Genomic DNA, 14,721 nt, shown 5'->3' with positions numbered 1-14,721 from the left:
TTTTTTCTTCTGTTTCATTTAATGGACTATCTGCTCCTTTTTTGGAGTTGGTTGACTGTTGCTTCTGGTACGTGCTGGGCTGTTTCTATTGCTATCATCTTTTCCGTTTTGATTACCTGCCCTAACAACTGCATCTTGTTTTAAATCTTGAAATTGACGTGGCCCTATCACTGACGAAATTTGAGAAGGCGTATTTCGATTATTTTCTGTCAATTTTTGATTTATAGGAATTACTTTGTTAGGTTCCTTTCCTTGTTCGAGTGATGCTTTCCTATTTGGCTCTGCGTGGATCTCTGCTTTCACTTGTTGGTTATCTTTTGAGTATGCAAACAAGTTGTAGTCTATGGATCCAAGAGAACTTTGAGAACTTCTTCGGGAAGTATCTGACAAGATGCCTTGTTCTTTTGCTTCTTTTATTTTTGAGTCTTTAGTTACTTCGTGTACCTCTTTCGCTTTCTCTTCTTTTTGATTCGAGAGGTCAAATGAATGAAGTGCTTTTTCTAATTTTTGATCAAAGTTTTTCTCTTCTCTTTTATTCAAATGATTTTCTACTTTTTTCAATCCAAATTTGTCGATCAGTTGCGCCCCGATACCCACAGAAGCCCCCATCAACGCTACAGTTCCAAGGGTAAATATACCGGCCCCAACTAGTCCTGGTGCGATGACTGGCATGAGGAATACAGAAGCTACTGCAATCAACGTACTTCCGCCTACTATGATCGCGAGTGTCTTCCAATTGTTCTTCAAGAAATCTTTCGTTTTGGCTTTCCAATCTTTTTTCGCGGAAGGTTCCAGACTTGGTTCTGCCGTTTTTTCTCCTTTAAGCGTTTCTTTGCCTTTTTCATTTGTCGTTATATCTATTTTCTTTGCTTCTTTTTCTGTTTCTTGGACTACTTCTTTTGTTGCTTCTGGCTGCTCTTTTTCTTTTGTCAGTCCTTTATTTAGTTCTTCTTTATCTTTCTGAGCTTCGCGTCGATTGGCTATTTTTTTCCTCGCATAATTGATCAATTTAGGGACATAATAACTGGCACAAAAGAAAGAAAAAGCAGTAATCGCAACTGGTGCCGCATAGAGACTAACTGTCAGAGCTGGTAAAATCATCACTGCCCAACTCACAAATAAAGGGTATGCCGCCAAAGGCCATAGATGCAACGCTCGGCGGAGCCAACGCATTTTTTTAGAATGTGGGAATAGTTCTTTTTTTAAATCTTTGATATCCATGCTTTTGATCTTTTCGATATCTGTTTTGATTTTGTCAGTATCTGCTTTGATATTTTCAACAGTAGCGGATTGTCCCTTTGGCAGTTGGATCATTTCGGGCTTCCACGTTTTAGGGTCATCTAACTGGGTCTTCAGTTTTGCGAGTTCGGCTTCATTTTCTTGGATCTTCTTATCTATCGCATTTAATTCTGGTAAATGTTTCGCTTTTTTAGGAATGATACCAAGTATTTCTTTTTGTTTTTCGATCGTCACTTGGAGCAGTTCTTGTCTAGCTTTTAAATTTTCGCCGATTGCTGTATGTAAAGCATCTTTAGTTGATTTATCCGGCTCCTCTTTCTTGTCTCTTTCAGGTGTATCTTGCGTCTTTTTACCACTATCTGGTACATCTGTCCGAGACTCTCCAGGATCGCTAGCAGCTCTTGGACGAGATCCATTTTCCCGTTTTTGGCTAGGATTCTCTTGAATGATAGCCTTCGGATCAATAGGATCAGGTGCTTTCTCTGACTTTTGTGTTTCTTGTGTCTGCGATAATTCTTTACTTAGCATAGATGGTGCTGTTAATGGAGTACTCAGCTGTGCCTTTTCACTATCAGCTCGATGCAAAGGTACACTTTCTTGGACTATTTGGCTAGGCTGCTCTTTTAGGATACCTTCCTTTTTTGGCAGATCTTTGGAGAATTCTACTTGTGCAGTAGGAACAGTTCGTGAAGTTGCAGCATCAATGGTTTCGATTTTTGATTCAATTACTTTTTTTTCTTCTTCTAGTTTTTGAAGCTGTACAATCACCACCTTGTTATTCGTTTCCCAACTTTTTCTTCGCTCTTTATCTTCAGGTGCTGGAGGTAAAGAGGATTTAAGATTTATGATTTCTTGTTCTTTTTTCTGTAAATCTCTAGACAAATGCTTTTTTAGTTGCCTCGATTCCTTCCTTAGCTCATTTACTCTTTCTTCAGCCTTTTTGGTAGGTTCGTTTATTTCCCCGATTCGATAGTTGTTTTCTGCCACATTTATTCTAGATAAGATTAGCATTTCATTTTGATAGCTATCGGTGTTAAACGTTTGATCGGATGTATAAACAACCGTACCTTTTTCTTGTTTGATCTTCTCTTGATGGCCAGTGACTTTTTCAAGCTTCTCCTCGAATGTTTTTCTTTCCTGCTCCAATTCAACGAATGGCTTTTCATTTATCTTATTGATGATGCTTTGAAGTTTCTTTTCCTCTGAAAGATAACCATATAGCTTCTGTTCATCAGTTAACGTTTTTATTTTTCCCTCAATTGCTTCTGAAACAGATTCGTTCAACTTATTCATATTGATATCAATTTTCGGGTCGCGTGGGTTTACGAAGGAAGATGGTTCTTTTGTAAATCTTTTGTCTTTTACGTCATATTCCAGAAGTTCAAATAACTTTTGATTGATTGGTGTAAGCATCTTTTTTACTTCCTCTCAGATTTTTACTCTATATACTGTTACGGCTAGAATGTGCTAGATCTTGTAAAGGTACTTTTATTTTTCTTGACTCATTTGTCCTGTCTGCATCCTTAAAAGCATCTGATATCCGATTGGTAATAGTCCCATATTGCCTATTGCTTTCTCTTGATGATGTAGATGAAATATCTGAAAGATTGCTCTCTCTTTTGTTGGCTTTGCATTCTTTGTAACACTTGTATCCTGCGACTGGTAATAAAACAAGGGTTCTTGCCACGTAATACAATCCTTTGATCATTGAGGCCAATATTCTGAACGTAAAGGATAAAATACAAAATAAACCGATTAACTCTTTCATTTTCGTTCCTCCAGTGTTTTTGTTTTTATCTTAACGCTGAAAATTGTCTATACCACACCTACTTTTTCCGAAATAATAATTTATTGGCAACTTTTTTCTCAAGTGGAATGAAGAAATGTTTCCAAATTATGCCAGAAAGCATCCGTCGGTACTTTAGAAATTTTCAGAATGGCGGAAGATATGCGATTCAAATTCAAATTCACATCGGTCAACACTAAGTCATATTGGTTGATCAGTGTATAGTCTAAAGAAAAAACATCTTTTTCATAAATATCGACTTTCTTAAAAGAAGGGTACTTATTCAAAATCAAGTTCTTATATAAAATAGGAAGTCCCATTTCTTGTGAACTTAATAACAAAATAGACCGTTCTTTTAGTTTTGGCTCCACTCGATGCAATAATTCATTCGAAGAGACAATCAGCTCCAACAGTAATTCTTTTAACAAAAGCTCATTTTTCCGTACAGAGGATAAGTTAGAGATGATCAATGCACTTTGATAAGCTTCCCATATCTGGACTTTTTTCTTCAGGATTTTCTTATAAAAGATATCTGCATAGCTGACTTTGAAAAAAGTCAATTCTTTATAAAAGGTAATAAAACTGGTGAAATGCAAAACCTTTTCAGTTGTGACCGTTTCATTGATATTGGAAAGATAATAGAAATGTTTAAGAAACAGTTCTACTCTTCTGAGCATATACTCATCTGTTTCAGCTGGATTGGTAAACAGCAGACTGAGATATGGGCTCAAAATATTTTCTATATTTTCTCTACTGATCACAAATTTATAATTTTGATTGATAAGCGTGCAGAAGACGGTATCGCTCTTGATTGTTTCCATAATTGAGTCAACGACAGCTGGCCGATCTGCCAGTTCCTCTTTGGGAATCAGATGGTCGTTCCCGATTCGAATGATCGAAGTAAAAATATAATAGACTGTATAAATGATTTTAGAAGAGCTAGCATCCCGTTCTTGCTTGATCAAACAGCGTTTCAACATTTTATAAATCATTTCAAAATAAGGAAGATCTTTTTCTTTGCAGATTTCTTTGAACATACTTGAGAAAAATTTGCGAATATAGATTTCATCACCGATGATTTGTAGTCTGGTGGTTAAGATGATTTGTATATCTAATCTTTCTTTTGAAAAGTACGTATTTATTTTGGTAATGATTCTCCTGACACTTGTCTTACTCAAAAATAATTTAGCTGAAATCTCAGTTAAAGACGGTTCTGAAATCAGAATGTATTTTAAGACTTCTATATAGATAGAATTATTTAGGATCTTGATAAAAATATCATCTAAATTGAGGTTACTGGGTATTTTCAACGTTACTTCTTTATACTGATTGACCTCGATGTACGCAGGAAAACAAGAAGAATTAAAATTATCAATATCTGCAATAATTGTTTTATCCGTCACTTTTAGCTCTTCCGCAAGGTCGTTGATCTCAGCCATATCCATGCTTAGCAAGCAGATCAGCATGATTTGTCTCTCTAGTTGCTTTTCCAAAAATCCTACCATTTTTTACTTCCCCTTTTCTCGTTTGCTATTAAATCTATCCTACAGTTATTTACGCTAGAATTTAGTATTATTTTTTTTCTATTTTGGAAAACCTGTTTCTTAAAAACTGTTTTTATATGTTATAATTATTATTTTTGGATAAACAGTATAAATAACTATATCTAAAGGAATAGGTATCAAAAAAATAAAAGAAAACGATCTTTTATTTTCGGAAACAAAAAATCGAATGAAGAGCAACTCCCTTGAAATATCATTTTCAACCCTCGAAGATATAAATAAAAAAAACAATTTTATATAAAATAATTAAAAGTATAGTTGGTTTAATTTTCATTCAGTAGTTATATTTGCTATTTTAAATAACAATAATCTAAAGAACATAAGCATGATATTTCTATCTAATCTTTTTATTTATGTTTTATTTTTTTACTGTAAATATAGAGAGTACAAAAAGGTTTTATAAATACATAATTAAAAATAACTAAAACAAAAAATATAAAACTATTTATTTTATCGTTGTTACGTTATTTTAATTAACAAAAATATGAGGTCAAGGCATTCTGTTTTTGCTGTTTATTCTGCCTGTTGCTTAAAATTGTTGAACAAACATACAAACGAATCAATTTTCTCTATAACATGGGATAATGGTTAAGAACGACCGAAAAGAAAGGAAGTGAAGGAGCGTTTTATCTATTATTTCTTAAAAAACGCAGATGGAAATATGACAGAAGATATAACTATGCTTGAAAAATTATCAGAAAGACAGTTAAGATTAGCCATGCTTTTGAGTATGGATTCCTTTTATTTAGAAGACTTAGAGAAGAAAATTGCTGTAACAAAAAAAACGCTCTTATCTGATATTGCCGCATTTAATTTTGTTCATTCTCCGGCATCTATTCATATCGACGAGCATCAGAAAGTTTCTTTGAGATTACCTTGTGAATATAATTTAGAAAGCATCACGAGTACTATCTTAAAACATTCAAGCCATATACAAGTGTTGAAAATCATTTTGATGCAAGAACCTTGTATTGCTAAACTAGCTGATCAGTTATTTCTAAGTACAGCAAGTATTCGCAGAATCATTATGTTTCTGAATGAATCCTTTCAAAAGCGAGGATTTCTTTTTAGAATCCACGCTACTCCATATGTACATATTCAAGGTGAGGAGAGACAAATACGTTTTTTCTACTGCAGTTTATTTGAGGAGATCTATACACCGGATCAACTTCCTCATTACCAAATATTGTCTGCAGCTATCAAACGATACATGAAACTTTATCCGCCATTAAACAAACTATCTGTCCACAAACAGCTTTTTTTGATTTATTATTTTTTGATTTCTATTATCCGGATCGGAAAGAAACATAGATTATCCGATCAGTTGAAAAGCCAACCTCTCGAAATGGATATTGATTTATTTTTTGAGCGAACGAAAAATAACATTACATTTTGCTCCGTTATGGAGAAAAATTATCATTTCTATTTGACTAAAGAAACAGCTAGTGAACTTTTGCGTCCAATCAGTCAGATGATCCATTTTGCTTCTGTAAAGGCACCAGCTCATGAAATCAAAAAATTAAGAAACTTGTCACAAAATTTCTATCGTTCTTTATCTACTGATACGGTGTTATCTGATCAGCAATTAAATTACTTGTATCATTTGATTTCTTTCAAGAAGGAGTTTTTACCTTTTCTAACCAATTCCTTTAAACGGTTCTTTGTGATCGTCTTGAAATCGGATCCACTCATTCTTTCTTTTTATGAACAAGCATTGGTGGAAGAAAATTATTCGTTTATTCTAATCAATCGTCTATTATATGAAGAATTGCTGGAAGAACTGGTTTTGCTGTCTCCAGCTCTTATTGATCGAATCATTCCCCAAAAAAAGACATATACAGTCATGATCCTTTCTTCTCAAGAACCGAAAGTTTGTTTCTTATATAAGGAATTATTAACTAAAAAATTTCCTGAGATAAAAGAAATAAAAGAATATCAGGATAGCTTTTTTGATTTGAACTATGGATTGATCAATCAATATGATTTGGTTTTGACTGACTTTCCTTTAGATAGGAATCGGCTGAACACGAAGATGATCAAAATATCCAACTTCCCTACTTATTCGTTTTGGGAAAATATCGAAGCAATCTTACATAAATAATGAAAAAACAAAAAACCCGAAAATCAGTATACAGATTTTCGGGTTTTACATTGGTTTATTCAATAAAAAGCTGCTGGAACTGTTAATATTAAATTATCGCATCGTTACGAATTCTTCCGCTCCTGTTGGATGGATGGCTACTGTATTATCAAAGTCTTCTTTAGTTGCGCCCATCTTGATAGCCACAGCAAAACCTTGTAGCATTTCATCGACACCTACACCAATAGCATGCAAGCCGACAATTTTTTCTTCTTTTCCGACGCAAATCAATTTCATTTCGCATTTTTGGCGATAATCATTCAAAGCAAAGTACATTGGAGTAAAGCGTGAACGATAAACTTTCAGGTCATTTTCTCCGTATTTTTCCAATGCTTCTTCTTCTGTCAATCCAATCGTTGCAATTGGTGGATGCGTAAAGACAACTGTCGGAACAAGTTTATAGTCCAGATAAGAATCTTTCTTCCCATTAAACAAACGTTCCGACAAACGTCGGCCAGCTGCGATTGCAACAGGAGTCAAGTCTAATTTACCGATCACATCACCAACCGCAAAAATATGTTCATCCGTTGTGTTTTGGTATTTATCTACTTTGATAAATCCTTTTTCGTCCAATTCGACATTTGTATTTTCCAGACCTAATTTTTCGGTATTCGGTACACGCCCGCCTGCAAAAAGGACACAATCGCCAGTTAAGGTTTCACCATTTTCAAATAACACCGTGTATTCGTCATTGTTTTTAGTGATTTCTTTAGCAATATGATGTGCGTAAGTCTTGATCCCAGCTTCTTGGTACATTTGGATCAGATTGTCCGAAAGCATTTTATCAAACGTTCTAAGTGGACGTTCTTTTCGGTATGCCCACATGACTTCACTACCTAAACCACGAAATACACCTGAAAGTTCAGCTGCGATGTATCCAGCACCTAAAACGATTGCTCTCTTAGGTAATTCCCTTAATTCAAAAAATCCATTTGAATCAATGGCGTACTCGCCACCAGGAATGCTCATCTTGCTTGCACGGCCTCCAGTTGCAATCAAGATTTTAGGCGCATGATAAGTTTCACCGTTTACTTCGATCGTTTGACTATCGATAAAAGTAGCATATCCTTTTATAGCCTCGACATGATTGCTATCTAATCCTCTTTGGTAAGCACCATGTAGAAAATCAATATATTTTTCTCTTCTTTCTACTAGACCAGCGAAATCGACACTTTTTAAATCTGCTTGGATGCCGTAACTTGGAGCATCACGTTCAATTGTTTCCAAAATCGTACTTGCTTGCCACATGACTTTTTTAGGTACACAACCGACATTGACACAGGTTCCGCCTAATTCATTTGCTTCGATCAGCAAAACTTTTGCGCCATGCATCCCTGCTCTGTTTGCTGAAGCAATACCGCCAGAGCCGCCACCAATTACGATGTAATCATATATTTGCATTTTGTTCCTCCTTATTGAAGAGATCAATCAAAACATTTATTTAACGATCCTTTTTCTACAGAAAACAAGTGTAACACTTTTCTTGGATTTTGTATGCGGAGATGCTTGAAACAGGACTGTATCAGCTTTTCTTTATTTACGTTTCCGGATCATATCACCAGGTTTCACTGGTTGTGCGACTGGCATGGTCAAAACCATCATTGGATTTGGTGCTCGGTCAATGGATTCCCCTTCTTCATTATGCATGATTTCGACTGTTTGACTGAAATGACTGAACCCTGGACCATAAAATTCGATTTCATCCCCTACAGAGAATAAGTTTCTCTGACGTATCGTAGCAATCTGTGTTGCCTCATCATAAGATAATACTTCACCGACAAATTTATATACTGGGATTTTACGACGCTCACCGAATAATTGCTCGTTTTCAGTTGGTGTATTGTAATAAAAGCCTGTAGCTAACTCTCGTTGTGCCACTTTCCATAACTCGTCGATCCATTCTTGTTTGCAGACATAGTTTTCAGGATCTTCCATATAGCTGTCTACAGCTGCTTTATAGACGTTTGACACTGTAGATACATAATGGATCGATTTCATTCTTCCTTCGATCTTGAAGCTGTCTACGCCGTTTTCAATCAATTCTGGAATATGCTCGATCATTGACATATCAACTGCACTCATCGAGAATTCTTCTTCAATTTCTCCTGTATCAGTCAAACTATTCCGTTCTTGACCAAAAGGCATATCAAACAATCCATATTTCCAGCGACAAGATTGAGAGCATCCGCCACGATTCGCATCCCGCATTGACATATGGTTGGACAATGTGCAGCGACCAGAATAAGAGATACACATGGCACCATGAATAAATGCTTCGATTTCGATATCCGTATTTTTACGAATCTCTGCCACTTCCTCCATTGAAACTTCACGAGCTAAAACGACACGTTCCAACCCTTCTTCTTTCCAGAATTCCAATGTCTCAAAATTGGTTGCTGAAGCTTGAGTGGATAAATGGATCGGCAGACCTGGAGCTTCAGTCGCGCAAATTTCGATCAAAGCTGGATCAGAAACGATTACTGCAGAAATACCGACATCGCGCAGACTGCGGAAAAATTCCCCAGCGCCTTCTTCATTTCCTTCATGGGTGACCATATTAGCAGCAACGTACACTTTTGCATCGTGTTCTTTTGCAAAAGCAACTCCTTCAGCCATTTCTTCATAAGTAAAATTACCTGCACGGCTTCTTAAACCATATGCATTTCCGCCAATATATACTGCATCTGCTCCATAATGGATCGCTGTTTTTAACTTTTCCAGTGTTCCTGCTGGCGCTAAGACTTCTGGACGTTTCAATTTTCTTTTTACTGTCATTTCATTCATCATACTCCTTATTTGATAGCAGAAGGATCAATATAAAAGAATCCTGTATCTAATTCACGGTTTTCAGGATGCAATTTGTTGATTTCGCTCGTCAATTTTTCTGCTTTTTCTTGATTCCAGCTACCTTCTAAAATTTGTTTTTTTGCTTCGGCGAATAGTTGAGTGATATTCACGAAATTTTCGCCTGGAGTAAATAACCCGTCCAATTTCCATGTACGGTAATGATGCTGATAAAGTTCATTCAATTCATTCGAGAGATTTAGATCATTACTGGCAAAAATATGTGTGCCATGACTATCTTCATAAATAGAATAATGTGTCTCTTCTTTTTTAGGTTCCGAGATAAAAAGACCTCTTTCACGATCTTTTTGTTCGTCTTGCTTCGTATAGTTATAGTAATTCTGTAGCAGTGGACGTTTGGATTGATGGATGCATGTAGCACCATACACAAGGATTTCTACAGGAATGTCGAGTTTTTCTTCCATCGCCTTCATCTCTTCAAACGGAACTTCACGAGCAAGTACTGCGCCAACTGCGCCTTTTTTCGCCCAGAAATTGATTTGACGTGCACTCGTTACTAATGTTTCAGCATCATAAATATACGGTATACGCAATTCAGGATTTTTTTTCATCGTATAAATGATACCTGTATCACCAACTGTGATCACATCTACATTTATTTCTTTTAAAAAAGCCAAATATTCAGGTACATTTTTCATTTTCTCAGGATGAATGATCCCATTTACAGCAATATTTGCTTTTTTACCATGCTTGTGTGCTAATTCTACTAATTGTCGCTGTTCTTCTCGTGTGAACGAAGCAGGCAGACGCAATCCAAATTGCTCTTCACCGAAATATAGTGTGTCTGCACCTGCAGCAAGCAACTGTTCTGCTTGTTTGATAGTCTCTACTGTGGTTATGAGTTCGATCATAATTTCCTCCTCCTACAACTTCATAATAGTAGCATAGCTCTAAAAACTTTCCAATACTTCTTCTATTTAAAGTTGGATTTTTGAAAATTATTTCACAAAAATTCAAAATAAAGTTCGGTATATTCTGTCCAAATATAAAAAGAGATTGTGACAAAAGTCTTGTCACAACCTCTTAATCAAGTCTTACTATTATAAAAATTCAGCTACATAGACCAAGTACCTATAGGGAACCTACTGTTTCCTTTTTAGGTCCGCGAACATTCAATGTGATTTTTCCTTTTGAAGCACCTACTGTTACGTGGTCACCTAAACGAATCTCTCCGCCAAGCAACGCCTCGCTCAATCGATCTTCAATTTCTTTTTGAAGTGCGCGACGGATTGGACGTGCACCATATTCAGGATCAAATCCGGCTTTCCCAATCACATCGATTGCAGATGGGGTGATTTTCACTTGAATATCTTGTTCTTTCAATCGTTTGATAATCGCTTTACTCATAATTTGGACGATTGTATGGATTTCATCTTTACTCAATGAGTGGAAGACGACAGTCTCATCAATTCGATTCAAGAATTCAGGTCGGAAAGCTTTCTTTAACTCTTCTAAGATACGTTTTTGCATGGCTTTGTGATCTTTCGTGACATCTTGGACATTAAATCCGACATTTTTTTCTTCTCGAATTTGTGTCGCTCCGATATTTGAAGTCATAATCATGATCGTATTTCTAAAGTCCACTTTTCTACCTTTAGAATCTGTTAAATGACCATCATCCAATACTTGCAGAAGTAAATTGAAAACATCTGGATGTGCTTTCTCCACTTCGTCTAAGAGAATCACTGAATATGGTTTTTGACGAATTTTTTCTGTCAACTGTCCACCTTCATCATACCCTACGTATCCTGGAGGAGATCCGATTAATCGGCTTGTACTGTATTTTTCCATAAATTCTGACATATCAACACGGATCAGGGAATCTTCGCTTCCAAACATGACTTCTGAAAGTGCTTTGGCCAATTCTGTTTTTCCGACACCAGTTGGTCCGAGGAACATAAATGACCCAATTGGACGGTTAGGATCTTTCAAGCCGCTTCGTGCACGACGGATGGCGCGTGAAACTGCTTTGACAGCCTCATCTTGACCAACCACACGTTCATGCAGAAGACCTTCCAATTCTAACAAACGTTCACTTTCTTTTTTCTCCAACTGCTGTAGAGGGACACCAGTCCACTCCGATACAACTGTAGCAACATCTTCTTCTGTTACACGATCAGAATATCCTTGTTCCTGTTTTGCTTCGATTGCAGAAACTTTTTGTAGCTTTTTACGTAGTGCTTTTTCTTGTCTACGTAATTGCGCAGCATTTTCAAAGTCTTGTTTTTGGATCGCTGCTTCTTTTTCTTGTACTAATTCATCAATTTCTAATTTGATTACAGTTGATTTTGTTAAGTGATCGGTTTGATCCAAACGGACTTTCGCTGCTGATTCATCAATTAAATCAATAGCTTTATCAGGTAGTTGACGAGAAGTGATATAACGAACAGAAAGATTCACTGCTGCCCGCACAGCTTCATCTGTAATCTCTACCCCGTGGTGCTCTTCATATCTTGAACGTAATCCTTGAAGAATCTCTTCCGCTTCTTCAGGAGTTGGTTCATCTACTTGAATTCGTGCAAAACGTCGCTCTAATGCAGAATCTTTTTCGATATATTTTTGATATTCATCTAGGGTCGTTGCTCCGATCGTTTGTAATTCTCCTCGAGCTAACGCCGGTTTCAAGATATTCGAAGCATCAATTGCTCCTTCTGCTCCACCTGCACCAATCAAGGTATGCAATTCATCAATGAATAAGATTACTTGACCATCATTATAGATTTCGTCGATGACTTTTTTCATTCGATCTTCAAATTCACCGCGATATTTCGTACCAGCAACCAAAGATCCCATATCAAGCATCATCAGACGCTTTTCTTGCATGTCTTCTGGGACTTCTCCTAAAATGATTTTTTGCGCTAGTCCTTCAGCAATAGCTGTTTTACCTACACCAGGTTCGCCCACCAGTACAGGGTTGTTCTTTGTCCGTCGGCTAAGAATCTGAATAAGCCGTTTGACTTCTCTAGAACGACCAACAACTGGGTCCAACTTGTTTTCTTTTGCTAATTTCGTCAAATCACGTGCTAATGAATCCAGTGTAGGTGTTCCTTGCGGTGTTTGCCGTTTATCTTGTATATTTCTACGACGATTCATTCCCTTTCCACCTGAATCACCAGCTAGTCCCATTTTTTGTTTCAGAACTTGTCGGGCTTTTGAAAGGCTGATACCTAAGTTGATCATGATTCGAGTAGCCATGATACTTTCATCTTTTAATAAGCTCATCAAAATATGTTCTGTTCCAACTTTTTGAGAACCCGTTTTCTTTACTTCGCTGCTAGCTAAAGCAAAAACTTGTTTCATTCTTGGAGAATATGGAAGAAAGACTCCTTTAGGGTAAGAACGGATACCGCCATAACCAATCAGATGTTCAATTTCTTCATAAATTTCTGTCTCATTCAAATCCATTTCACGTAATACTTTTCCAGCAATTCCATTTTGTTCAACTACTAATGCTAGTAAAACATGCTCTGAACTAACTGATTGATGTTTCAATCGTTTTGCTTCTTCTTGTGCAATTTCTAATACCGCTTGGGCTCTTTCAGTAAAAAGTTCTTCCATCTAATCTCACTTCCCATCTTCATAACTTAAACGTTCCAGAAATGCTCGGAGAATCCGAGCACGTGTATGATCTTCAAATTCATTGAAATTCAATGTGTTTTTTGCAATTGCACTTAACATCAAGTTTCCTTCTTTTTTTGTAATTATTTGGTCTTCATAAAGTTTTTGAATAATAGCAAAAGCATTTTTCTCACTGATTGTATCATCAAACAACTGATTTATCTGCTCAAGTAACTGTTTTTTGTCTGAAATTCTTACTTTCGCAATTCGTATATAACCGCCACCCCCGCGTTTGCTTTCTACTAAATAACCGCGTTGGATGGTAAAACGGGTATTAATCACATAGTTGATTTGTGAAGGAACACAGTTAAAGAGGTCTGCCATTTCAATCCTTCGAATCTCGATCATTTCACTATTTTCCAGAATTTTCTTTATATATGATTCAATTAAATCCGAGGTATTCTGATGTGCCATCTTATTCATTCCCTTTGACTAATATTGACCTTAATTATAACGAATTTGGTAATAGAAAGAAAGAAGAACGCTTTTTGTTAAATAAATCCTTTAGAATCAACAAAAAAAATACGGAATATACTATTCCGTATCGACGCGCCCAAGAGGAGTCGAACCCCTAACCTTTTGATCCGTAGTCAAACACTCTATCCAGTTGAGCTATGGGCGCATATTCAATTTAAAAAAATTATAAATCATTTGAAAACAAAAAGCAAGATAAAAAAAATCGGGAAGACAGGATTCGAACCTGCGACCCCTTGGTCCCAAACCAAGTGCTCTACCAAGCTGAGCTACTTCCCGTTAAAAAAATAAAAAAGACTACGCGCCCAAGAGGAGTCGAACCCCTAACCTTTTGATCCGTAGTCAAACACTCTATCCAGTTGAGCTATGGGCGCATATTTGAAATGCCGAGGACCGGAATCGAACCGGTACGGTGATCACTCACCGCAGGATTTTAAGTCCTGTGCGTCTGCCAGTTCCGCCACCCCGGCGCGATTGCTTTGGCAAAGCGGAAAACGGGGTTCGAACCCGCGACCCCCACCTTGGCAAGGTGGTGCTCTACCACTGAGCTATTTCCGCGTGTTTAAAGATGCCGGCTAAAGGACTTGAACCCTCGACCCTCTGATTACAAATCAGATGCTCTACCAACTGAGCTAAGCCGGCATGTAAAACTTAAATGATGCGGGTGAAGGGACTTGAACCCCCACGCCGTAAGGCGCTAGATCCTAAATCTAGTGCGTCTGCCAATTCCGCCACACCCGCAAAAATATGAGCCGTACAGGGCTCGAACCTGTGACCCTCTGATTAAAAGTCAGATGCTCTACCAACTGAGCTAACGGCTCATATGGAGGTTAACGGGATCGAACCGCTGACCCTCTGCTTGTAAGGCAGATGCTCTCCCAGCTGAGCTAAACCTCCATGGATAACTTAAGCGTGGCGACGTCCTACTCTCACAAGGGGCAACCCCTCACTACAATCGGCGCTAAGAAGCTTAACTTCTGTGTTCGGCATGGTTACAGGTGTATCCTTCTCGCTATCGCCACCACACTGTGGTGTTA

The 14,721-nt window shown here is 37.1% G+C and carries 9 protein-coding genes, 9 tRNA genes and 1 rRNA gene; 1 reads left to right on the top strand and 18 read right to left on the bottom strand.

What is annotated here, in order from left to right; translation table 11 throughout:
* Nucleotides 1-18: 18 nt before the first annotated feature.
* The 3 genes from A5816_RS11175 to A5816_RS11165 all read right to left on the bottom strand — a co-directional run bounded on the left by A5816_RS11175 (nucleotide 19) and on the right by A5816_RS11165 (nucleotide 4,530).
* Nucleotides 19-2,652: a hypothetical protein gene (locus A5816_RS11175; protein WP_086311340.1), complete on the bottom strand. Its 2,634-nt coding sequence runs from the start codon at nucleotides 2,650-2,652 to the stop codon at nucleotides 19-21.
* Nucleotides 2,653-2,680: 28 nt separating this feature from the next.
* The gene (locus A5816_RS11170) at nucleotides 2,681-3,007 is read right to left on the bottom strand and encodes a hypothetical protein (RefSeq protein WP_086311339.1); all 327 of its coding nucleotides are present in this window, start codon (nucleotides 3,005-3,007) and stop codon (nucleotides 2,681-2,683) included.
* Nucleotides 3,008-3,105: 98 nt separating this feature from the next.
* A complete protein-coding gene (locus tag A5816_RS11165; protein ID WP_086311338.1) occupies nucleotides 3,106-4,530 on the bottom strand; it encodes a helix-turn-helix domain-containing protein in 1,425 nt (474 codons plus the stop codon).
* Nucleotides 4,531-5,248: 718 nt separating this feature from the next.
* Here A5816_RS11165 and A5816_RS11160 point away from each other — a divergent pair.
* Nucleotides 5,249-6,688: a helix-turn-helix domain-containing protein gene (locus A5816_RS11160; protein WP_086311439.1), complete on the top strand. Its 1,440-nt coding sequence runs from the start codon at nucleotides 5,249-5,251 to the stop codon at nucleotides 6,686-6,688.
* A 93-nt stretch (nucleotides 6,689-6,781) separates the two neighbouring features.
* Here the strand turns inward: A5816_RS11160 and gor are convergent, their stop codons facing one another.
* From gor to rrf, 15 genes are all read right to left on the bottom strand, one after another.
* Complete coding sequence (gene gor / locus A5816_RS11155; RefSeq protein ID WP_086311337.1) at nucleotides 6,782-8,128, bottom strand: glutathione-disulfide reductase; 1,347 nt, start codon at nucleotides 8,126-8,128, stop codon at nucleotides 6,782-6,784.
* A 132-nt stretch (nucleotides 8,129-8,260) separates the two neighbouring features.
* Entirely contained in the window at nucleotides 8,261-9,514 is a 1,254-nt protein-coding gene (locus A5816_RS11150; protein ID WP_016629233.1) for a U32 family peptidase, read from the bottom strand.
* A gap of 5 nt (nucleotides 9,515-9,519) precedes the next feature.
* Nucleotides 9,520-10,443: a peptidase U32 family protein gene (locus A5816_RS11145; protein WP_086311336.1), complete on the bottom strand. Its 924-nt coding sequence runs from the start codon at nucleotides 10,441-10,443 to the stop codon at nucleotides 9,520-9,522.
* A 220-nt stretch (nucleotides 10,444-10,663) separates the two neighbouring features.
* Nucleotides 10,664-13,150 carry an ATP-dependent Clp protease ATP-binding subunit gene (locus A5816_RS11140; protein WP_086311335.1) on the bottom strand — a complete coding sequence of 829 codons (2,487 nt, stop codon included), beginning with the start codon at nucleotides 13,148-13,150 and terminating at the stop codon, nucleotides 10,664-10,666.
* 6 nt (nucleotides 13,151-13,156) lie between these two features.
* Nucleotides 13,157-13,624 carry a CtsR family transcriptional regulator gene (locus tag A5816_RS11135; RefSeq protein WP_002310600.1) on the bottom strand — a complete coding sequence of 156 codons (468 nt, stop codon included), beginning with the start codon at nucleotides 13,622-13,624 and terminating at the stop codon, nucleotides 13,157-13,159.
* Between the two features lie 134 nt (nucleotides 13,625-13,758).
* Nucleotides 13,759-13,832: transfer RNA gene (locus A5816_RS11130), tRNA-Arg, on the bottom strand.
* Nucleotides 13,833-13,889: 57 nt separating this feature from the next.
* A tRNA-Pro gene (locus A5816_RS11125) sits at nucleotides 13,890-13,963 on the bottom strand.
* Between the two features lie 21 nt (nucleotides 13,964-13,984).
* Nucleotides 13,985-14,058, bottom strand: a tRNA-Arg gene (locus A5816_RS11120).
* A 10-nt stretch (nucleotides 14,059-14,068) separates the two neighbouring features.
* Nucleotides 14,069-14,154, bottom strand: a tRNA-Leu gene (locus A5816_RS11115).
* Nucleotides 14,155-14,170: 16 nt separating this feature from the next.
* Nucleotides 14,171-14,242 (bottom strand) — tRNA-Gly (locus A5816_RS11110).
* A gap of 11 nt (nucleotides 14,243-14,253) precedes the next feature.
* Nucleotides 14,254-14,326: transfer RNA gene (locus A5816_RS11105), tRNA-Thr, on the bottom strand.
* Between the two features lie 17 nt (nucleotides 14,327-14,343).
* Nucleotides 14,344-14,425: transfer RNA gene (locus tag A5816_RS11100), tRNA-Leu, on the bottom strand.
* Nucleotides 14,426-14,432: 7 nt separating this feature from the next.
* Nucleotides 14,433-14,505: transfer RNA gene (locus tag A5816_RS11095), tRNA-Lys, on the bottom strand.
* 3 nt (nucleotides 14,506-14,508) lie between these two features.
* Nucleotides 14,509-14,581 (bottom strand) — tRNA-Val (locus A5816_RS11090).
* Nucleotides 14,582-14,594: 13 nt separating this feature from the next.
* Nucleotides 14,595-14,710 (bottom strand): 5S ribosomal RNA (gene rrf / locus A5816_RS11085).
* Nucleotides 14,711-14,721 lie beyond the last annotated feature (11 nt).

Origin of the sequence: Enterococcus sp. 3G1_DIV0629, from assembly GCF_002141285.1 — a bacterium.
Classification (GTDB): domain Bacteria; phylum Bacillota; class Bacilli; order Lactobacillales; family Enterococcaceae; genus Enterococcus_B; species Enterococcus_B lactis.
Note: the sequence above shows the minus strand (reverse complement) of the source record. Positions and strands in the feature narration are given on the sequence as shown.